Here is an 18,188-nt window from a genome sequence, read left to right on the forward strand (position 1 = left end):
CACATATGACCACTGTTCTTCACATCAACGCCTCGGGCACCAAGGAAGGTTCGGTAAGCCGCGCCGCTACCGATACCCTGTTGCAGGAGTTATCGCCAACCCAAGTCATCACCCGCGATCTGGCCGAGGCACCCTTGCCGCAGATTGACGAGACCTGGATCACCACGCGCCTGATCCCACAGGATGAATTAACGCAAGCAGACCGTGACGTTCTGGCGCTCTCTGATACTCTGATTGAAGAGATCAAGGCGGCTGATATCATCCTGATCGGGATGCCGATGTATAACTTCGGGATGCCCGCCGCCCTCAAAGCATGGATTGACCTGATTGCCCGACCCAAGGTGACATTTAGCTATACCGAGAATGGACCCGTTGGCCTGCTCACCAACAAGAAAGCCATTGTTGCCGTAGCTTCAGGTGGTGTTCCTGTCGGCGCACCTATGGATTTCGCCACACCGCACATGGAACAGGTGCTGCGCTTTGTCGGCATTGAAGACATCACTGTGCTAACGGCCAAAGACATCGTTGCCAAAGCCGCCGCATGAACTGGACTTCATACCCGGCGCGCTATGTCGCTGGGTATGACAAAGATATCTCCATTCATGACGGTTTTACGGGCAGCACTCACACTGGCCTTTCTCTATTTCGGTTTGCGCAAACTGGGCAGTTTCAGCACAGATGTTGCGATCTACGAAGCTATCGGGTTCGGACAGTTTCCGCGCTATATTACTGGCTCCATTGAGGTGATCGGCGCGGGCCTGCTGTGGGTGCGGGGCTGGGAAGGGCGTGCGGGGCTATTGCTGCTGGGTACCATGATCGTCGGGCTCAGCGCGCTGCTGATATGGGTTGGCCCACCCTACTGGCACATGCTGCTGCTGATCGTCGGCACCGGGACTGTGACATGGGGATATCGCGACCAGATCACGCGCTTGATCCCGTAGGCCTGCCCGCCTACACCCAAAAACATGAAAATTGTCCGAAACACGCCAGAACAATTGGTGCTGCGATCTGTCCCGTGGTTCATCGCAATCACGCTCAGCGCGGCTTTTCTCGCCGTCATCGCATTTGGCCTGAACGCCCTGTTCGAAGGCAACATGACAGACACATTCTGGGGTCTTATTGCCATCCCGCTGTTCCTTGCACTCTTTCTGGCGGTCTTTGTACGTCGTGACGATCTGCTCCTTGATCGCAGCCGCAACCTGCTCGAACTGCGTCATTCGACCTTTCGAGGGCGTACGCGCATACAACACAAGTTGGAACATCTCGAACGAGCAATGGTTCAGAGCAGCCGAACCAGCAAAGGCGGCACGACCTATCGGATAGCGCTTGTGTTGAATGGCGGCATGGATGCAGGCACACATCCCGTCACACCAGTCTACACCGGCGGCAACGGTGCCAAACGTGGGGTTAAGACGATCAATGATTGGCTTGCTCAAGGTATCAATCTAGTCAGTTGAAGCGGGTGTTCCCGCATTCTATCTTCGCTGGATGCAAACTATTTCAATCACACCCGAACGTTTGATCGCTCGCGCAACACCATGGCCCATAGTTTTCAGCGTCTGCATTGTCCTCTTTGCAATGGTGTTCACCATATCCTTTGGCTTTTCGGTCGGCGAAATGCGACTGAATGTATCGTTTGCGTTTCTTCTTTTATGTTCTTGGCTATTCGTTTTGGTGAATTGGCGGCTTAATTTCGTTACCGTTATCTTTGATCGGCGCCAAGATAGTATTGTGATCCGTTATTCGGACCCATTCAGTAGTCAAGAAAACACCTATACCTTGTCCGACCTAATCGAGGCCAACGTCTGGGATGATCTTTCTCCAAGTGCGCTTCTTTACGCAGCAGTTAACCGTGCGGGTCGATCACCATCACGCCTAGTACTGATCTTTTCCGATGAAGACTCACCCCGCATCGAAAAAATTCCTGGCTGGCTCAAAAGCGACACCGCAACCATTGAGACAGCGAATGCCATCAACGCTTGGCTGTCGAGAACCGTTGACTCAGAAAACATCTCGGCGTAGACGCCCACTAACACCCGGATAGCGTCAGCTTTCCGGTCCCCATTTTTAGGGGATCGCCCTCCGTCAGCGCGTTGCGCCCACGGGGGCGTTACTGCTTTTCGCCGCGCGTCCCTATATACGTCAGGCAACCGAAACGAGACGAGGGCCTTGGCCAATGTTTGAAAATCTATCCGAACGCCTATCAGGTGTCTTTGACAAGCTGACCAAGCAAGGTGCGCTGACGGATGATGACGTCAAAACAGCGCTCCGCGAAGTACGTGTGGCACTGCTTGAGGCTGATGTCTCGCTGCCCGTCGCACGCGATTTCATCAAGGCCGTGCAGGAAAAGGCAACAGGTCAGGCCGTGACCAAATCGATCACGCCCGGCCAGCAAGTCGTAAAAATCGTCCATGACGAGCTGCAACATGTGCTGACCGGCGATGAAGACCCCGGCGCGCTGAAAATCGACAACCCACCTGCCCCGATCCTGATGGTCGGTTTGCAAGGTTCCGGTAAGACCACGACAACAGCGAAACTCGCCAAACGCCTGAAAGAAAAAGAAGGCAAGCGGGTTCTGATGGCCTCGCTGGACACCAACCGCCCAGCGGCGATGGAACAGCTGGCGATTTTGGGCGGGCAGATTGGCGTCGATACTTTGCCCATCGTGAAGGGCGAAGACCCCGTGTCGATTGCAAAGCGCGCCAAGACCCAAGCGAGCCTCGGCGGCTATGACGTCTATATGCTCGATACCGCAGGCCGCCTGCACATCGATCAGGAGTTGATTGCGCAGGCCGCGGCCGTCCGCGACGTGGCGAACCCACGCGAGACGTTGCTGGTCGTTGACGGCCTGACCGGTCAGGACGCAGTGAACGTCGCCCAGGAATTCGACGACAAAATCGGCGTCTCTGGCGTGGTCCTGACCCGGATGGACGGTGACGGGCGCGGTGGTGCCGCCCTTTCCATGCGAGCCATCACCGGTAAGCCAATCCGCTTTGTCGGTCTTGGCGAAAAGATGGACGCGATTGAGACGTTCGAACCAGAGCGGATCGCAGGCCGTATCCTTGGCATGGGCGACATTGTCGCGCTGGTCGAGAAAGCGCAGGAAACGATCGAGGCGGAACAAGCCGAACGCATGATGAAGCGCTTCCAGAAGGGCCGCTTCAACATGAACGACCTGAAGATGCAGCTTGAGCAGATGATGAAGATGGGCGGTATGGAGGGCATGATGGGCATGATGCCCGGCGCCGCGAAAATGGGAAAACAGATGGCTGCGGCGGGCATGGATGACAGTATCCTGAAACGTCAGATCGCGCTGATCAATTCAATGACCAAGAAAGAGCGCGCCAACCCGGACTTGCTGGCGGCATCCCGCAAAAAACGGATTGCCAAGGGTGCAGGCATGGAAGTGTCTGAACTGAACAAACTGGTCAAACAGCACCGCCAGATGGCGGATATGATGAAGAAGATGGGCAAAGGCGGCATGCTGAAACAGGCCATGAAAGGCATGTTCGGCAAGGGTGGCCCCGAAGGCGGCATGCCCGACATGAACGACCCCAAGGCGATGGCGGAAGCCGCCAAAGCCCTGCAAGGCAAAATGCCCCCCGGTGGCCTGCCCGGTCTGGGCGGCGGCGGCATGCAACTGCCACCCGGCCTCTCTGGCTTTGGGAAGAAGAAGTAACCCATGACCCCCGCCCCTACCCTGACAACAGCGCGGCTTATCCTGCGCGGCCCAGAGAAACGGGACCTTGCGGCTTTCACCGCTTGGGTCACCGGATCTGAGCGCATGGATGCTGTGGGCGGATCGGGGTCGGAACGCGAAGCCTGGTACGGCTTCATCTCTGGTGTCGGGCATTGGCACTGGCACGGCTACGGCTTTTTTACTGTTACAGAACGCGAGACTGGCGTTGCGACGGGTCGCGTCGGTATCATTAACCATGCCGGTTGGCCGCAGCCCGAATTGGCGTGGCATATGTTTGATGGCTATGAGGGGCGATCTTTTGCGTTCGAGGCAGCGTGCGCCGTCCGTGACTGGGCCGGTCGCACGCTCGGGCTGGAACCCCTAATATCTCTCATCGCACCGCAGAACCTCCGCTCTATCGCGCTGGCCACCCGGCTGGGCGCTGTCGAGGAGCGCCGCGATATCATTGATGGCGAGAAATGCATCATCTTCCGGCACCTCAACTATGACGACAGCCGTGCCGTCACGCAGGCTGCGGGGGCCATCGCATGATCCCGACGTTGCACACTGATCGACTAACTCTCCGTCCGCCACGTTGGGACGACTTTGAAGCTTACGCTGCATTTCGGGCCTCGCCGCGCACGGCAACAGTTGGCGGACCTTTTGATCGCCGTGAAGCATTCACGCAGCTATGCGCCATTCTAGGTCACTGGGCCTTACGTGGCTATGGTCGTTGGATGGTCGCGGATCGTGAGACAGACGCGCCAGTTGGCATCGTGGGGCTGTATTATCCGGAGGGTTGGCCCGAGCCGGAACTCGCATGGTCTGTATTTGATGCCGCAGAGGGTCACGGCTATGCATATGAAGCAGCGCTCGACGCCCGTGCTTATGCGTACGACACGTTGGCTTGGTCCACATTGATCAGCGCAGTAGATCCCAACAATACTCGCTCAGTCGCGCTGGCCAAACGCCTCGACTGTGCGCAGGAAGCCCCGTTTCAACACGAGGTTCATGGCACCCTTCATATTTGGCGGCACCCGACATCAGTGGAGGGGCTCGGATGATCGCGCGCCATACACGCATTCCCTCCGCACAAGGACATGTCCAATGACCGACACAACAACCCGTGCCGCCGAGATCCTGAAAGGACATCGCGAAAGCATCGACCGGCTTGATGCCATCCTTGTCTATACCTTAGGCGAGCGGTTCAAGCACACACAGGCCGTGGGTAAGCTGAAAGCCGAACACGATCTGCCCCCATCTGACCCCGCGCGTGAAGAGACCCAGATCGCACGGCTCACCGACCTTGCAACCCGGGCCGATCTTGACCCGGAATTTGCCAAGAAATTCCTCAACTTCATTATTGAGGAAGTCATCCAACACCACAAACAACACCAATCCTGAGGGCAATAGCCCTCACACCCATCTTTAAGGAGAAACTCTGATGGCTATGAAAATCCGTTTGGCCCGTGGCGGCTCAAAGAAACGTCCATTCTACGCAATTGTGGCCGCTGACAGCCGCATGCCCCGCGATGGCCGCTTCATTGAAAAGCTGGGCACATATAACCCCATGCTGCCAAAAGACAGCGAAGAGCGCGTGAAAATGAACATGGAACGCGTGAAGTATTGGTTGGGCGAAGGCGCACAGCCGACTGACCGTATCTCGCGCATGTTGGAAGCCGCAGGCGAGCTGCCAAAGAAAGACCGCAGCAACCCCAAGAAGGGCACACCGGGCAAGGCTGCTCAGGCGCGCGCTGAAGAAAAAGCTGCTAAGGTTGCCGCTGCTGAAGAAGCCGCAAACGCCCCTGTGGAAGAAGCGCCAGTTGAAGAAGCTGCTGCTGCGGAAGAGTAAGACCTCTGAGCGTTGCCCCGGTTTGCGCCGGGGCAACACCCTTACCCTTTGGGACGCCCCATATGTTCCGCTTGCTGCGCACGATCATCTTGGTGATGTTTGCCTTTGTGGCGGGCATGTTGTTTGAACGTCAGGGCAACCAGAGCATCTGCGAAGAGGGTGGCGGGCTATGGATCGAGAATATCTGCGTTGGACCGGAGTTTGATTGATGAGCGATCGTGTCATTGTGGGGGCCATTGGCGGCGCATTTGGCGTTCAGGGCGAAGTGCGCCTGAAGTCCTATTGTGCCGATCCCCAAGCGATTGCTGACTACACCCCGCTTTATGCCGAGGATGGGCGCGCTTTTGCGCAGGTCGTTTTGACCGGGCAACTCAAGAATGGTTTCACAGCCCGTATGGATGGGGTTGTCACCAAGGAAGACGCCGACGCGCTGCGCAATGTGAACCTCTATGCCGCGCGCGATGTGATGCCGTCATTGCCGGACGACGAATACTATTATGCCGACCTGATTGGCCTGACCGTTGTCGATACCGGTGGTATCACCTTGGGAACGGTCAAGACTGTCATGGATCACGGGGCTGGGGATCTGCTTGAGATCATCGTGCCCGGCGCATCTGACACGGTGCTCTTGCCATTTACGCGGGCCGCCGTGCCAACGGTTGATCTGACGGCGAAACGGATCATCGCCGATCCACCGGACGGGTTGTTCGTCTCCGATGGCTGAAAAGACGCCAAAATCCGCTGGGCGCATTGCCGTCCGACCCACGCTGAAACCGCGTGAACTGTTGACAGATACGCCCGATATCGCCGGGTCCTGGACCGCGCAGATCATTACGCTGTTTCCACAGGCCTTTCCGGGGGTGCTGGGCGAGAGCCTTACTGGCAAAGCCCTGCAAGACGGTCTCTGGCAGCTGCAGACCTATGATCTCCGCGACTATGGCATCGGCAAACATCGCAATGTCGACGACACCCCTGCAGGCGGTGGTGCGGGCATGGTGCTACGTGCCGACGTGCTGGAAAAGGCGATCATGGATGCACGCCAAGGCACCAAGGGGTTGCTCCGCTGGTCTATCTGTCCCCGCGTGGGCGCCGCTTTGATCAGGCGATGGCGCGCGATTGGGCGCGGATGGATGGCGTTACGATGCTCTGTGGCCGATTTGAGGGTGTCGACGAGCGGGTGCTGCACCACTTTGGCATTCAGGAAGTCAGCCTGGGTGATTTCGTCATGACCGGGGGCGAGATTGCCGCGCAAGCCATGATAGATGCGACTGTCCGTCTATTGCCAGGGGTGTTGGGCAATGCAGAAAGCGCGGTTGAAGAGAGCTTTTCATCAGGCCTATTGGAACATCCGCAGTTCACCAAGCCAGCGTCATGGCAGGGCCATCCCATCCCCGAGATCTTGTTGTCGGGCAACCATGCCAAGATCGCGGAATGGCGCCGCGAGATGGCCGAAAAGATCACACGGGATCGACGTCCTGATCTTTGGGAAAAATTGGCCAAGAAATAAGAGCCCCAACGCCCTTATGCGACCAAAAACCCTTGATCCGCTAGGGGCATCCGCTTATACGGCAGCATTCCCGGCCAGCCTCGCTGATTCCGGGTGTTGGTTTATGGAACCGTCTGGATATTGAGCGTACCTTCGTTGGTGCACCCCTCACCAGTCAGGCCGGGTAACCACAACAAAGAAATGATGACGCATCTCTGGCGGGCAGGACACTGGACCCGGTAACGACACAGAGCTCTGGGCCACGCAAATGAACATTGCGGACAACCGCAAGTATGAAAAGGAGCGTTTCAGATGGACCTGATCGCAGAACTCGAAGCGGAACAAGTCGCCGCACTTGGGGCGAAAATCCCCGACTTTAAAGCGGGTGACACCATCCGCATCGGTTACAAAGTGACCGAAGGCACACGCAGCCGTGTGCAGAACTACGAAGGCGTGTGCATCGCCCGCAAGAACGGCAAAGGCATTGCCGGGTCTTTCACAGTGCGCAAGATTTCCTTTGGCGAAGGTGTGGAGCGTGTTTTCCCGCTGCACTCCACTAACATCGACAGCATCACCGTGGTTCGCCGTGGTCGCGTGCGTCGCGCCAAACTGTACTATCTCCGGTCACGTCGTGGTAAGTCCGCACGTATCGCAGAGGTCACCAACTACAAAGCGCCCAAGGGCGCTGAAGCGTAAGGATCACACCGATGAAAAAAGATACGCATCCAGACTACCACATCATCGACGTCAAAATGACCGATGGCACCGTGGTGCAGATGAAATCCACATGGGGCAAGGAAGGCGACACAATGGCGCTGGATATTGACCCCTCTGTGCACCCTGCATGGAACGGTGGCTCCACCCGTCTGATGGACGCTGGCGGCCGTGTGTCCAAGTTTAAGAACAAATATGCGGGTCTTGGTTTCTAAGATACCTCGCACTGATGAAAATCAAAACGCCGCTCCGACTTCGGGGCGGCGTTTTGTTTTGACTTTGATGGACGTAAGGTGGATCAAGATTCACCTTACAGGATAGAGCGATGCACCATCCACTCAGCGGCTTGATCGACCAAATCGTCCAGAATGCTGAAAAGCGCGGGGAGTTTAACGACCTTCCAGGCGCGGGCAAACCATTGGCACATCTGGATGATCCACAGAATGCAGTGCTGAACCGGATGATGCAGGCAGCGGATGCGAAATCACCCGTTGTCGTCCTGCGCCGTCAGATCATCGAGGCGCAGGACAGGTTGAAAACACTGACAGATGAAGCCGACCGTAAGGCCGAGCAGTTGCGCCTGTCTGAGCTGCACACAAAGCTTGCCATTGAGATGGACGCGTTTCGCAAATACGGCTAGGCCCAAAATCTTGCAAGATTTTGGCCAAGAGTTTTTAAAACTCTTAGTGTCCTAAGCTGCGGATTTTCCGCGTGATCGGCTTCCACCACCGCGCCGCCGCCCACCGGGTTTACCCTGACCGCCGGGCTTGCCGCCTGCGCGTGGCCCACCACTGCGATTGCCACCACCGCCGCGACGCCCGCCACCGCCATTGGGCCGCTTCTTCTGACCCGGCTGGATGTCCCACCGACGCCCGGATGCGACGGGGATGGTTTCCTTCATCGCTTTTTCGATGTCCTGCAGTTCGATCATCTCATCGGGTGCCACCAATGCCACGGCGCTTCCGTCGGCCCCGGCACGCGCGGTCCGGCCGATGCGGTGCACATAGTTTTCAGCCACATTCGGCAGGTCATAGTTGTAAACAAAGCGCACATCTGGAATGTCGAGACCGCGGGCGGCCACATCCGTGGCCACCAAGACACGGGTCTTACCGGCCTTGAACGCTTCCAACGCCCGCTGCCGTTGACCTTGCGATTTATTGCCGTGGATCGACGCCGCAGCAAAGCCCTTTTTCTCAAGCACCTTATACAGCTTCTCACAGCCGTGTTTGGTCCGCCCAAAGACAATCGCCAACTCGTCGCGGTGCTTGTCCAGAAGTTCGATCAGCAGGTCTGTCTTGGCCGCTTGTGCCACGAAATGCACCGACTGGTTGATCTTCTTAACCGCCTGTCCGGGCGGGTTCACCTGAACCCGAACCGCGTCTGTAAGATAAGTGTTCGCCAATTCCCCCATCAGCTTCGGCATTGTCGCCGAGAACATCATGGTTTGGCGGTCTTTGGCCAGAAGCGGCGCGATACGGCGCAAGGCGTGGATAAAACCCATGTCGAGCATCTGGTCAGCCTCGTCGAGGACCAGATAGATCGTCTCATCCAGACGCACCGCGCGACGATCCAGCAAATCGATCAAACGACCCGGCGTAGCAACCAAAAGATCAACACCGCCAGCAAGGCGTTTGGTTTGGGCGACGATCCCCGCCCCGCCCACAACGAGCGCCACTTTCAGGTGGCTGCCCTTGGTATAGGCGGTCAGGTTGTCAGCGATCTGTTTGGCCAACTCACGTGTAGGTGCAAGGATCAAGCCGCGTGCTGTTTTGGGGTTCGGCTTTACGCCCGCCTTCATTAGCGCGTGGATCATCGGCAGACCGAAGGCGGCGGTCTTACCACTGCCTGTCTGGGCAAGGCCCATGACATCACGGCCGTTCATGGCATGCGGGATGGCTTGGGTTTGGATCGGGGTGGGATCGGTGATCCCCTGTTCTTTGAGTACGTTAATCAATCGGGGCGCGAGGCCCAGCATGTCAAAATCCATGAATGGATATCCTAATTTCTCGCGGGCAGTTATCCCGCACATATCATTTGGCCCACCGCCTTATACGATGAACCGATGCAAGGTTGCGCCAATATGCTGACAGCCAAGACCGCATTGTCCGGGCGCCGATGTGGCGCGGGACCCCCTGCGTGATGTGGGAACCTGAAGTTTAAGCGACGCCTTGCGGATAGACCGTTCAGGTCTCGCTCTGCTCACGCGGCAGCTTGCGTCGGTTGGGTGGCAGATGCGCCTTTGCACTGCATCTGTCAAGGGCTGCTGAAAATGTCGCTAGGGGTGTTGCATGTGCTTCCCCTCATATCAGCCACATCATATAGAGGTGCAAAGCATGAAAAGACGGGGAATCGGTCAGTGGCGCATATCATCGTGGTCGGCAACGAAAAGGGCGGTGCGGGCAAATCGACGGTCTCAATGCATGTGGCGACAGCGCTCGCCCGCATGGGGCACAAAGTAGGCACACTTGATCTGGATCTGCGGCAAAAAACGCTGGGACGTTACATCCTCAACCGACAGGACTTCCTGAAAAAGAAGGGCCTGGATCTCGCGACGCCATCCTATCACGAACTGCCGGACATCGACCAAGAACTGCTGAAACCCGGCGAGAATGCCTTTGATCACAGACTATCTATGGCCGTCGCTCGGATGGAGGCTGATGCTGATTTCATCCTGATCGATTGCCCCGGCTCGCATACACGGTTGAGCCAGGTCGCTCATTCGCTGGCCGATACGCTGATCACGCCCTTAAATGATAGCTTTATCGACTTCGATCTGCTGGCCCATGTGGACAGCGACGGCGAGGATATCACAGGCCCCTCGGTCTACTCCGAGATGGTATGGAATGCCCGCCAGCTGCGCAGCCAAGCGGGGCTCAAGCCGATCGATTGGATTGTGGTCCGCAATCGGTTGGGCTCACAGGCTATGCTGAACAAGCTCAAGATGGAACGCGCGATTGCAAAACTCGCGTCGCGGATCGGGTTTCGGACGGCGCCCGGGTTTCACGAACGGGTCATATTCCGAGAGCTTTTTCCGCGCGGCCTGACGTTGCTGGATCTGCGTGATATTGGGGTGAAGGGGATGAATATTTCGAATGTCGCCGCCCGACAAGAGTTGCGCGAATTGATCAAAGCTTTGGACTTGCCCGGTGTCACGGCAGATTTCTAACCCAGTCGTTTTCGTTTTGTGATGAAAACTTCATCACATCAGTCTTTCGTTAACGACATCAGCGGCCTAGTGTACTTTCCAAAAGGGAGGGCATGTTGTGCGTGAACTGATCTCGTTGCAACGTTATGCAACGTTTGCGTTAGTGGCTGTCTTGGCCGTCGTTTGTTTTATCGCGGGCTTTTGGGCGACTTGGGTCTTTGTTCCCTTCGTTATCTTCGCAGCACTTACAGCGTTGGGTATTCATGACGTCAGACAAACCCGCCATGCCGTTGTGCGCAACTATCCCGTATTGGGCCATATCCGGTTTCTATTTGAAAAGATCCGACCAGAAATTCGCCAGTACCTGATTGAGGGTGATCAGGAAGAACAACCCTTTAGCCGCGAACAACGCTCGCTCGTTTATCAGCGTTCCAAAGGTGCTGAAGACAAACGCCCCTTCGGCAGCCACGAACGGGTATACGAGGCTGGGTATTCATGGCTGACACATTCGGTGCAACCGACGCATTTCGACAACACCGATTTTCGCGTCAAAGTTGGCGGCGATAACTGCAAACAGCCTTATGATGCATCCCTTTACAACATCTCAGCGATGAGTTTTGGCTCTTTGTCCGCGAATGCGATCTCGGCCCTCAACAAAGGGGCCAAGATGGGCGGGTTTGCCCATGATACTGGCGAAGGTGGTATCAGCCGCTATCATCGCGACGGTGGAGGTGACCTGATCTATGAAGTTGGGTCCGGCTATTTTGGCTGCCGCAACGATGACGGCACATTCAATCCTGAAAAATTCGCCAAACAGGCTGCAAAAGATCAGGTCAAGATGATCGAAATCAAGCTCAGCCAGGGGGCCAAGCCGGGCCACGGCGGCATGCTGCCCGCCGCCAAGATTACGCCGGAGATTGCAGAAGCGCGTGATATCCCTATGGGCGTTGATTGCGTTTCACCCGCAGGTCACAGCGCGTTTGAAGGCCCGATGGAGCTGATGCAGTTTATCGGTCAACTGCGCGAACTATCGGATGGCAAACCAATCGGGTTCAAGCTTTGCATCGGTCACCGGCGTGAATTTATGTGCATGGTGAAAGCGATGTTGGAAACCGGGATTATTCCTGATTTCATTGTGGTCGACGGCACCGAAGGTGGAACAGGTGCGGCACCTTTGGAGTTTGCCAACCACGTCGGCATGCCAATGGTTGAAGGGCTGACTTTTGTACACAACACGTTGCGTGGTGCGGGCATTCGCGATCAGGTCAAGATTGGTGCCGCGGGCAAGGTTGTCAGCGCGTTCGACATTGCGAAGGCCCTGTCTATCGGTGCTGATTGGTGTAACTCTGCACGAGGCTACATGTTCGCGATCGGTTGTATTCAGGCGCAGGCCTGTCACACCAACCACTGCCCGGTAGGTGTGACGACGCAGGATCCGCTGCGTCAAGCTGCGTTAGACGTGGACAATAAAAGCAAGCGCGTCGCGCGCTTCCATGCCAATACGCTGAAAGCTCTGGGCGAAATGGCGGGTGCCGCAGGTCTGGAAGATCCTTGCGGGTTCCTGCCCTACCACTTTATGACGCGCAAAGGCGACGGGCAGATGACTGAGGCTGCGGATGTCTACACCTATATGCGCGAAGGTTTCCTGCTTGATGATGGCGATGACTATCCCATCTACCGCGAACGGTGGAAGCGGGCCAATCCGCATAGTTTTGCCCCGCCCGAGGCCGCGACCTAAGGGTCGTCAGGGCGAGGCGGGGTCTTGCCCGCCGTGCGCATAAAGAGCGAAACACGCGGCGTGGTGCCAGTTTCCGAACGCGATCTTGTGCGCAGAACCGGCGTGTTCTCGGAATTGCCGCTCTTGCTTTCGCGCAGCACGATGTAAAGTCCACTGGCGATGATGATACCCGCCCCAATGGCCGTGGCCTGATCAATGGTTTCCTGAAAAAAGAGGTAGCCAAAAAGACTGGCCCAGATGATCTGGCTGTATTGCATGGGTGCGATGATGGCGGCCTCGCCCGCCTGATAGGCGGCAATGACAAGGCGGCTGGCGATCCATGCAAATGTCGCAATAACTGCGAGCAAGCCCAGATGCTCAATTGGCATGGGCTGGTATACGAAGGGCAAAGCGCAGGCCATGACGACAAAGTTTACCATCATCGGATAAAGCAGCATGACAACGGGCCGTTCCTCTGATCCGATCTTGCGCACAATAATCGAGGCAAGTGAACCGCCGACGGTTGCCGCAAGCGCCGCAAGATGACCCAGTGACAGATCAGTCTGACCGGGGCGCAACACGACCATTACGCCGCCGAGGCCCACCAGCACCGCAATCCAGCGACGCAAGCGCACACGTTCACCCAAAACCGGAATGGCCAGAATCGTAATCAACAAAGGGGCCGCGAAAAGGATGGCGTAGGTTTGTGCCAATGGCAGGACAGAGAACGCATAGAAGGCCGAAACGCCCGTAACCACGGCCGCCACTGTCCGCAAGGCCAGCCACCATGGATGCACCGGCACCAACGTACCGGGTGTCGCATCCCGCATCAACATTACCATGGCCAAGGGGAAACTCAGCAAAACACTGAAAAACACGATCTGGATCGGCGAATAAAGCCCGCCCAGAATTTTCACCACCACGTCATGCGTCGAGAAGATGCCAAAAGCCAGTAACGCGATGAGAGCACCTTTGGCATTCGGGGACATGGGTTTTTCCTTATTGAACCTAACCGGCCTGCGGACAACTGTAGGGGCTTTCTGACATCACCGGCGCGGTCAGCACTCCGTACTGCGCAATCTCATCTGGCTGCATCCAGTAAATATCATCGGCCGGTGCTGCATAAATCGTAAACCAATAAAAGGAATCGTCGGCAAGCATGTCTTCGATATAGGTGCGGTTCGCATCATGCTCGGGCGCATCACGCGGAAAATCTTTTGCCTCGTTGGTGCCATCGGACCATGAATGCACGCCCAGTTGCGCACCATCTTCCATGGTTCTTGTGACCCCCGACAAAAACAGATCAACACCCCCGATGCAATGACGCTGGTTGATGTCAGATGCGTGTTCAGACCCAACTCACGGATCTGATAAGACAATGCAATCATCGTATCATCGTCGATCGACCCCGGCACATCGCATTCAACAATTGTCTCGATCTGCGGATTTGCCGCAATCACCGCTGCGAACTGTGCAGCCGTTTTGCTGTTGATCTCACCACTCATATAGAGCGCCTCGCCCGCGACGGTGAACTCGGTCGTCTCGATAAGGTTCATTGCCCCAATCTTTACGATGTCCCAACCGCCAAGGAGGGCAAACGCCCCTACCCCGGCTCCCGCACAGATAATGGCGATCAGCTTTTTCATGTCGACGCATCCAGTGCGGCTAGTATCACGTCACCCATTTCAGTAGTGCTCAGCGATGTGCCGCCTTCTGGCCCCATCAGGTCGCACGTGCGTGCACCATCGGCCAGCACTTTCTCAATGGCGGCTTCCAGACGGTCCGCTTCTGCGCCTTCATCGAAAGAGTAACGCAACGCCATCGCAAAGGACAAAATACACGCGATCGGGTTCGCCTTGCCCTGCCCTGTGATGTCCGGGGCAGAGCCGTGAACCGGCTCGTACATTGCCTTGGGACGACCATTTGCCATGGGCAACCCAAGAGACGCTGACGGCAACATGCCGAGCGAACCTGTGAGCATCGCCGCACAATCCGACAGGATATCGCCAAAGAGATTGTCGGTCAGGATCACATCAAACTGTTTGGGCGCACGCACCAACTGCATCGCACCGTTGTCGGCGTACATATGGCTGAGCTCGACATCGGCATAATCCGCCTGATGCACTTCGGTGACCACATCGCGCCATAGGATGCCGCTTTCCATGACATTCGCTTTTTCCATGGAACAAACCTTGTTATTCCGCTTCTTGGCCAAATCAAAGGCCGCACGGGCGGCGCGCTCAATCTCGGCTTCGGTATAGCGCTGTGTGTTCACGCCGACACGCATGTTGTCTTCGATGTGAATGCCGCGCGGTTCGCCAAAGTAAACCCCGGATGTCAGTTCGCGCACGATCATGATATCGAGGCCCGCAACCACGTCTTTCTTCAGCGATGAGAAATCGGCCAGCGCATCAAAACACTGTGCGGGGCGCAGGTTGGCGAATAGGTCCATCTCCTTGCGCAAGCGCAGCAACCCGCGCTCTGGCTTGACGCTGAAATCTAGGTCGTCGTACTTCGGGCCGCCAACTGCGCCCAGCAGAACCGCATCCACCTCTTGCGCCTTTGCCATGGTGTCGTCGTGCAAAGGGACGCCATGTGCATCATAGGCGGCACCACCGACAAGGTCCTCGGACACATCAAATGTCAGATCGCGTTTGTCGCCAAACCATCCGATAATCCGCTTCACTTCGTCCATAACTTCGGGGCCGATGCCGTCACCGGCGAGGATCAAAAGGGAAGGGTTTGCCATAGGTCAGGTCCTTGCTTGAAGAGGTTGCAAAGGCCCTAGCGCGAAGGACGTCCGGGTTCAAGATACCAAGGGCTTCAGACCTTCCGCCAATAGCTCCCACACCCTGCGAATACGGGGGGTCTGGCGCATGGCCTCATGGGCCGTCAGCCAGATAGGAAGTGTGGGCAAAGAGATACCAAGGTCGATTTCTGCAACGGCGGGATCGTTGTCACCAACATTCGACTGCGCGAAACCTATACCACAGCCAGCGCGCACTAACTCCCAGTAAGCGATGTTGTCATCACAGCGGGTCTTGAAATAATCACGATCCACCTTGATCCCTGTTTCGGCAAACCCTTCGATGATGGACGTGTTGCTGTCGTAGCCGACAAAGTCATGCTCTTGTAGATCACCCAAGGATTTGGGCGTACCCCGGTCTGCAAGATAGGAATGCGCGGCATACACACCCAAGGGAATCTCGCCAATGTGCTGTGTGATCAGATCAAGTTGGGTGGGACGATACATACGGACCGCGATATCCGCCTCTCGGTAGTACAAGTTCCGAGTATCGTCGCTCGGAACCAGTTCAATCGCAATCTGGGGTTCAAGCCTGCGGATGTTTGCGATGATGGGCGGCAGGTGCATCGCTGATGTCGCAACGCTGGCGGTGACCCGCACCGTTCCTTCCAATCGCGCCTGTTGTCCCGCCGCCGTAAGGGTGATCTGCTGGACGGCATCACGCATAGCCTTTGCCGGACCGATCAAATCTGCACCGGTTTGCGTTAGTGCAAAGCCGCGTGGTTGCCGCCGAAACAATTCGGCGCCCAGTTGTGCTTCGATTGCTTTGATCTGACGCCCCAAGGTGGGCTGACTGGTGCTCAGGTGACGTGCAGCGGCCGAAAGACTGCCCGTTTCCGCGACAGCCAGGAACGCCTGAACGAGCGACCAATCGAGAGAATTGAGCGATTTATCCATTCACTATTGAATACATGACCTGCGAATTCAGGCAATTCATTTCATCGTTTGAATGGCGCAACCTGCCATCAGCATTAACGTGGGAGACACGAGATGAAACAGACGGTCCTTATTCTGGGTGGTTCCGGCAAGATCGGAAGCCGCTCGGCTGACGCATTCTGGGACGCTGGTTGGGAGGTCCGCCACTATGACCGCAAGACAGGTGATATGGTGGCGGCTGCTGATGGTGTCGATGTGATTGTCAACGGGTTGAACCCACCTGCCTATCATCAGTGGGAGCGGACCATTCCCGAAATCACAACGCAGGTGATCGCAGCGGCCAAAGCCAGCGGCGCGACGGTGATCGTTCCAGGCAATGTCTATATCTATGGTGATCAGCCCGGGGTTTTGGACGAAAATACGCCGCAGAACGCGCATACCAAGAAGGGCCGTGTGCGTATAGAGATGGAAGACAGCTATCGCGCTTCTGGTGTGCAGACGATTGTGTTGCGGGCAGGCAACTTCATTGATCCTGCCGGCAATGGCGACATCATGAGCATGCTGATCATGCGCGATATCAAGAAAGGCAAGATCACCGCGGCAGCTGACCCAGATACGCTGCAGTCCTATGCCTACGTCCCTGATTGGGGGCGGGCGGCCGTCAGACTGGCCGAGAAGCGGGCGGAATTGGCAATGTTCGAGGATGTACCATTTCCCGGGCACGCCTTTACAACGACAGACCTGCAACGTTGTGTGGAAAACCATACGAAACGGAGCATCAAGATCAACCGCTTTCCGTGGTGGATGATGACCATCCTTAGCCCGTTTTGGGAGCTGGCCCGAGAGATGCGTGAGATGCGCTATCTCTATGCGATGCCGCACCGGATCGGATCGGCAAAATTTGACCGGCTGGTGCCAGAGTTTGAACCAACTGATCTGGAACAGGTGATGCTGGCCGGGCTATCGGCTGATATCGACCCAGACAAGGCGATGCGGCCCGGCGGTAAGGCCGTCGTCGCCAATTAGCGCTCGTTCAGGGTCATCCGAGGCGGGCCAAAAAACGCCCGCATCGGTCACCCTCCAGTCAACAGAAGGTAAGACATAGCTGACACGCAGATCGCCAGGACCGTCCTCTGGCCAATCTACGGTGTCTTGGCCGGGCAGCGGGTCTTGCAAGCGGGGGTGTTGCAGGAAACTGGCCATCGCGCCAGAAATGCCGTCGCCATCCCTTGGATCCAGATTGGCGTTTCCGGTGATCGCAAAGCTATCCGGCACGGCCCCGTACGCGCCATCAAGTACGACCTCCCACAACCGTAACTCATCACGATTGCGCAAACCGTTCATATCCTCTGGACCGTCAAACACAGGCGGTGTTGCCGAAAAGGCCATCACAGACAGCGGCTTGCCATCCGGCAATGCGATGGGGACAATCCAATGCCCCGTTGACGAAAGGCGTAAGATATCCTGCGCATTGTCACTCAGAAACGGCGCACCATCTTTCTGCGGTAATGTGGCACCCGGTAAATCACGCCAAAGCGTCATCGACAGATCACTGACTTGGTCGTCAACCACAGGAAAGCGCGACAGGATCGCCATGCCGCCATCACCAGCGAAACGACCATAACCCTGCGCATCGCGCGCATCGCCTAGGCGGCCATTGCCATCAAGATCAAGCCCGGTCGCGATGCCAGCGTTCGGGTGCAGTGCAAAGTAATGCGGGTAGCTCGCGCCAAAACCATCGGCAAACTGGTCCAGCGCAATGCTGTCCCGATCAAAATCAAAATCAGTCAGAACAAGGACATCAGGACTGATATGCGCAATCACGCCCGTGATCGCGGCGATCTGTGGGTCCTCCCCACGCTGTAAATCGCGCAGCAATAAGCCCGGACCATCCCGGCTAAGTGGCGCAGCGA

The 18,188-nt window shown here is 56.7% G+C and carries 23 protein-coding genes and 1 pseudogene; 18 read left to right on the top strand and 6 right to left on the bottom strand.

The features are described from left to right. Positions 1-5: 5 nt before the first annotated feature. The 15 genes and pseudogenes from QTO30_RS09585 (at position 6) to QTO30_RS09655 (ending at position 8,371) form a co-directional block, all read left to right on the top strand. Positions 6-545, top strand: a complete 540-nt coding sequence (locus QTO30_RS09585; RefSeq protein ID WP_340423925.1) for an FMN-dependent NADH-azoreductase — start codon at positions 6-8, stop codon at positions 543-545. A 36-nt stretch (positions 546-581) separates the two neighbouring features. Beyond that, positions 582-941: a hypothetical protein gene (locus QTO30_RS09590; RefSeq protein ID WP_340423927.1), complete on the top strand. Its 360-nt coding sequence runs from the start codon at positions 582-584 to the stop codon at positions 939-941. A 24-nt stretch (positions 942-965) separates the two neighbouring features. Next, a complete protein-coding gene (locus tag QTO30_RS09595; RefSeq protein WP_340423929.1) occupies positions 966-1,457 on the top strand; it encodes a hypothetical protein in 492 nt (163 codons plus the stop codon). A 31-nt stretch (positions 1,458-1,488) separates the two neighbouring features. Next, entirely contained in the window at positions 1,489-2,022 is a 534-nt protein-coding gene (locus tag QTO30_RS09600) for a hypothetical protein (RefSeq protein WP_340423930.1), read from the top strand. A 154-nt stretch (positions 2,023-2,176) separates the two neighbouring features. Further along, entirely contained in the window at positions 2,177-3,679 is a 1,503-nt protein-coding gene (gene ffh / locus QTO30_RS09605; protein WP_340423932.1) for a signal recognition particle protein, read from the top strand. Between the two features lie 3 nt (positions 3,680-3,682). Beyond that, positions 3,683-4,231, top strand: coding sequence for a GNAT family N-acetyltransferase (locus QTO30_RS09610; RefSeq protein WP_340423933.1), 549 nt, complete (start codon positions 3,683-3,685; stop codon positions 4,229-4,231). Then, entirely contained in the window at positions 4,228-4,743 is a 516-nt protein-coding gene (locus QTO30_RS09615) for a GNAT family N-acetyltransferase (RefSeq protein ID WP_340423934.1), read from the top strand. Before QTO30_RS09610 ends, QTO30_RS09615 begins: the two co-directional genes overlap by 4 nt. 43 nt (positions 4,744-4,786) lie before the next feature. Then, positions 4,787-5,083, top strand: coding sequence for a chorismate mutase (locus QTO30_RS09620; RefSeq protein ID WP_340423935.1), 297 nt, complete (start codon positions 4,787-4,789; stop codon positions 5,081-5,083). Between the two features lie 40 nt (positions 5,084-5,123). Beyond that, positions 5,124-5,531 carry a 30S ribosomal protein S16 gene (gene rpsP, locus QTO30_RS09625; RefSeq protein ID WP_340423936.1) on the top strand — a complete coding sequence of 136 codons (408 nt, stop codon included), beginning with the start codon at positions 5,124-5,126 and terminating at the stop codon, positions 5,529-5,531. Positions 5,532-5,593: 62 nt separating this feature from the next. Beyond that, complete coding sequence (locus QTO30_RS09630) at positions 5,594-5,740, top strand: hypothetical protein (RefSeq protein ID WP_340423937.1); 147 nt, start codon at positions 5,594-5,596, stop codon at positions 5,738-5,740. Continuing rightward, positions 5,740-6,255 (top strand): ribosome maturation factor RimM, encoded by a 516-nt coding sequence (gene rimM, locus QTO30_RS09635; RefSeq protein ID WP_340423938.1) that lies wholly within the window; start codon positions 5,740-5,742, stop codon positions 6,253-6,255. Before QTO30_RS09630 ends, rimM begins: the two co-directional genes overlap by 1 nt. After that, positions 6,248-7,038 (top strand): annotated as a pseudogene (gene trmD / locus QTO30_RS09640) (tRNA (guanosine(37)-N1)-methyltransferase TrmD). The gene rimM and the pseudogene trmD overlap by 8 nt, the downstream one beginning before the upstream one ends. Positions 7,039-7,329: 291 nt before the next feature. Further along, a complete protein-coding gene (rplS, locus tag QTO30_RS09645) occupies positions 7,330-7,713 on the top strand; it encodes a 50S ribosomal protein L19 (protein ID WP_340423939.1) in 384 nt (127 codons plus the stop codon). A gap of 11 nt (positions 7,714-7,724) precedes the next feature. Continuing rightward, positions 7,725-7,946, top strand: coding sequence for a 50S ribosomal protein L31 (gene rpmE / locus QTO30_RS09650; protein ID WP_100369192.1), 222 nt, complete (start codon positions 7,725-7,727; stop codon positions 7,944-7,946). Between the two features lie 110 nt (positions 7,947-8,056). Further along, the gene (locus QTO30_RS09655) at positions 8,057-8,371 is read left to right on the top strand and encodes a DnaJ family domain-containing protein (protein ID WP_340423940.1); all 315 of its coding nucleotides are present in this window, start codon (positions 8,057-8,059) and stop codon (positions 8,369-8,371) included. A 51-nt stretch (positions 8,372-8,422) separates the two neighbouring features. Here the strand turns inward: QTO30_RS09655 and QTO30_RS09660 are convergent, their stop codons facing one another. Further along, complete coding sequence (locus tag QTO30_RS09660; RefSeq protein ID WP_340423941.1) at positions 8,423-9,718, bottom strand: DEAD/DEAH box helicase; 1,296 nt, start codon at positions 9,716-9,718, stop codon at positions 8,423-8,425. A 369-nt stretch (positions 9,719-10,087) separates the two neighbouring features. Between QTO30_RS09660 and QTO30_RS09665 the strand changes: the two genes are divergently transcribed. After that, a complete protein-coding gene (locus QTO30_RS09665) occupies positions 10,088-10,897 on the top strand; it encodes a division plane positioning ATPase MipZ (protein WP_340423942.1) in 810 nt (269 codons plus the stop codon). Positions 10,898-10,994: 97 nt separating this feature from the next. Continuing rightward, positions 10,995-12,614, top strand: a complete 1,620-nt coding sequence (locus QTO30_RS09670) for an FMN-binding glutamate synthase family protein (protein ID WP_340423943.1) — start codon at positions 10,995-10,997, stop codon at positions 12,612-12,614. On the opposite strand, the gene QTO30_RS09675 is transcribed toward QTO30_RS09670, so the two are convergent. The 4 genes from QTO30_RS09675 to QTO30_RS09690 form a co-directional block, all read right to left on the bottom strand. Further along, positions 12,611-13,582 carry a DMT family transporter gene (locus tag QTO30_RS09675; RefSeq protein WP_340423944.1) on the bottom strand — a complete coding sequence of 324 codons (972 nt, stop codon included), beginning with the start codon at positions 13,580-13,582 and terminating at the stop codon, positions 12,611-12,613. The two genes, QTO30_RS09670 and QTO30_RS09675, sit on opposite strands and share 4 nt — an antisense overlap. A 19-nt stretch (positions 13,583-13,601) precedes the next feature. Further along, on the bottom strand, positions 13,602-13,868 hold the full coding sequence (locus QTO30_RS09680; protein WP_340423945.1) for a hypothetical protein: 267 nt from the start codon (positions 13,866-13,868) through the stop codon (positions 13,602-13,604). Positions 13,869-14,235: 367 nt separating this feature from the next. Next, positions 14,236-15,342 carry a 3-isopropylmalate dehydrogenase gene (gene leuB / locus QTO30_RS09685; RefSeq protein ID WP_340423946.1) on the bottom strand — a complete coding sequence of 369 codons (1,107 nt, stop codon included), beginning with the start codon at positions 15,340-15,342 and terminating at the stop codon, positions 14,236-14,238. A gap of 57 nt (positions 15,343-15,399) precedes the next feature. Beyond that, positions 15,400-16,296: a LysR family transcriptional regulator gene (locus tag QTO30_RS09690; protein WP_340423947.1), complete on the bottom strand. Its 897-nt coding sequence runs from the start codon at positions 16,294-16,296 to the stop codon at positions 15,400-15,402. Positions 16,297-16,389: 93 nt separating this feature from the next. On the opposite strand from QTO30_RS09690, the gene QTO30_RS09695 reads away from it, so the two are divergent. Next, positions 16,390-17,301, top strand: coding sequence for an NAD-dependent epimerase/dehydratase family protein (locus QTO30_RS09695; RefSeq protein ID WP_340423948.1), 912 nt, complete (start codon positions 16,390-16,392; stop codon positions 17,299-17,301). On the opposite strand, the gene QTO30_RS09700 is transcribed toward QTO30_RS09695, so the two are convergent. Continuing rightward, complete coding sequence (locus QTO30_RS09700; protein ID WP_340423949.1) at positions 17,236-18,153, bottom strand: endonuclease/exonuclease/phosphatase family protein; 918 nt, start codon at positions 18,151-18,153, stop codon at positions 17,236-17,238. The two genes, QTO30_RS09695 and QTO30_RS09700, sit on opposite strands and share 66 nt — an antisense overlap. Positions 18,154-18,188: the final 35 nt, after the last annotated feature.

The organism is Yoonia sp. GPGPB17 (assembly GCF_037892195.1).
Taxonomy (GTDB): domain Bacteria; phylum Pseudomonadota; class Alphaproteobacteria; order Rhodobacterales; family Rhodobacteraceae; genus Yoonia.

Coding starts and splice junctions, on each gene's coding strand:
- QTO30_RS09585 (WP_340423925.1), top strand. CDS start 6: ATGACCACTGTTCTTCACATCAACGCCTCGGGCACCAAGGAAGGTTCG.
- QTO30_RS09590 (WP_340423927.1), top strand. CDS start 582: ATGACAAAGATATCTCCATTCATGACGGTTTTACGGGCAGCACTCACA.
- QTO30_RS09595 (WP_340423929.1), top strand. CDS start 966: ATGAAAATTGTCCGAAACACGCCAGAACAATTGGTGCTGCGATCTGTC.
- QTO30_RS09600 (WP_340423930.1), top strand. CDS start 1,489: ATGCAAACTATTTCAATCACACCCGAACGTTTGATCGCTCGCGCAACA.
- ffh (WP_340423932.1), top strand. CDS start 2,177: ATGTTTGAAAATCTATCCGAACGCCTATCAGGTGTCTTTGACAAGCTG.
- QTO30_RS09610 (WP_340423933.1), top strand. CDS start 3,683: ATGACCCCCGCCCCTACCCTGACAACAGCGCGGCTTATCCTGCGCGGC.
- QTO30_RS09615 (WP_340423934.1), top strand. CDS start 4,228: ATGATCCCGACGTTGCACACTGATCGACTAACTCTCCGTCCGCCACGT.
- QTO30_RS09620 (WP_340423935.1), top strand. CDS start 4,787: ATGACCGACACAACAACCCGTGCCGCCGAGATCCTGAAAGGACATCGC.
- rpsP (WP_340423936.1), top strand. CDS start 5,124: ATGGCTATGAAAATCCGTTTGGCCCGTGGCGGCTCAAAGAAACGTCCA.
- QTO30_RS09630 (WP_340423937.1), top strand. CDS start 5,594: ATGTTCCGCTTGCTGCGCACGATCATCTTGGTGATGTTTGCCTTTGTG.
- rimM (WP_340423938.1), top strand. CDS start 5,740: ATGAGCGATCGTGTCATTGTGGGGGCCATTGGCGGCGCATTTGGCGTT.
- rplS (WP_340423939.1), top strand. CDS start 7,330: ATGGACCTGATCGCAGAACTCGAAGCGGAACAAGTCGCCGCACTTGGG.
- rpmE (WP_100369192.1), top strand. CDS start 7,725: ATGAAAAAAGATACGCATCCAGACTACCACATCATCGACGTCAAAATG.
- QTO30_RS09655 (WP_340423940.1), top strand. CDS start 8,057: ATGCACCATCCACTCAGCGGCTTGATCGACCAAATCGTCCAGAATGCT.
- QTO30_RS09660 (WP_340423941.1), bottom strand. CDS start 9,718: ATGGATTTTGACATGCTGGGCCTCGCGCCCCGATTGATTAACGTACTC.
- QTO30_RS09675 (WP_340423944.1), bottom strand. CDS start 13,582: ATGTCCCCGAATGCCAAAGGTGCTCTCATCGCGTTACTGGCTTTTGGC.
- QTO30_RS09680 (WP_340423945.1), bottom strand. CDS start 13,868: ATGGAAGATGGTGCGCAACTGGGCGTGCATTCATGGTCCGATGGCACC.
- leuB (WP_340423946.1), bottom strand. CDS start 15,342: ATGGCAAACCCTTCCCTTTTGATCCTCGCCGGTGACGGCATCGGCCCC.
- QTO30_RS09690 (WP_340423947.1), bottom strand. CDS start 16,296: ATGGATAAATCGCTCAATTCTCTCGATTGGTCGCTCGTTCAGGCGTTC.
- QTO30_RS09695 (WP_340423948.1), top strand. CDS start 16,390: ATGAAACAGACGGTCCTTATTCTGGGTGGTTCCGGCAAGATCGGAAGC.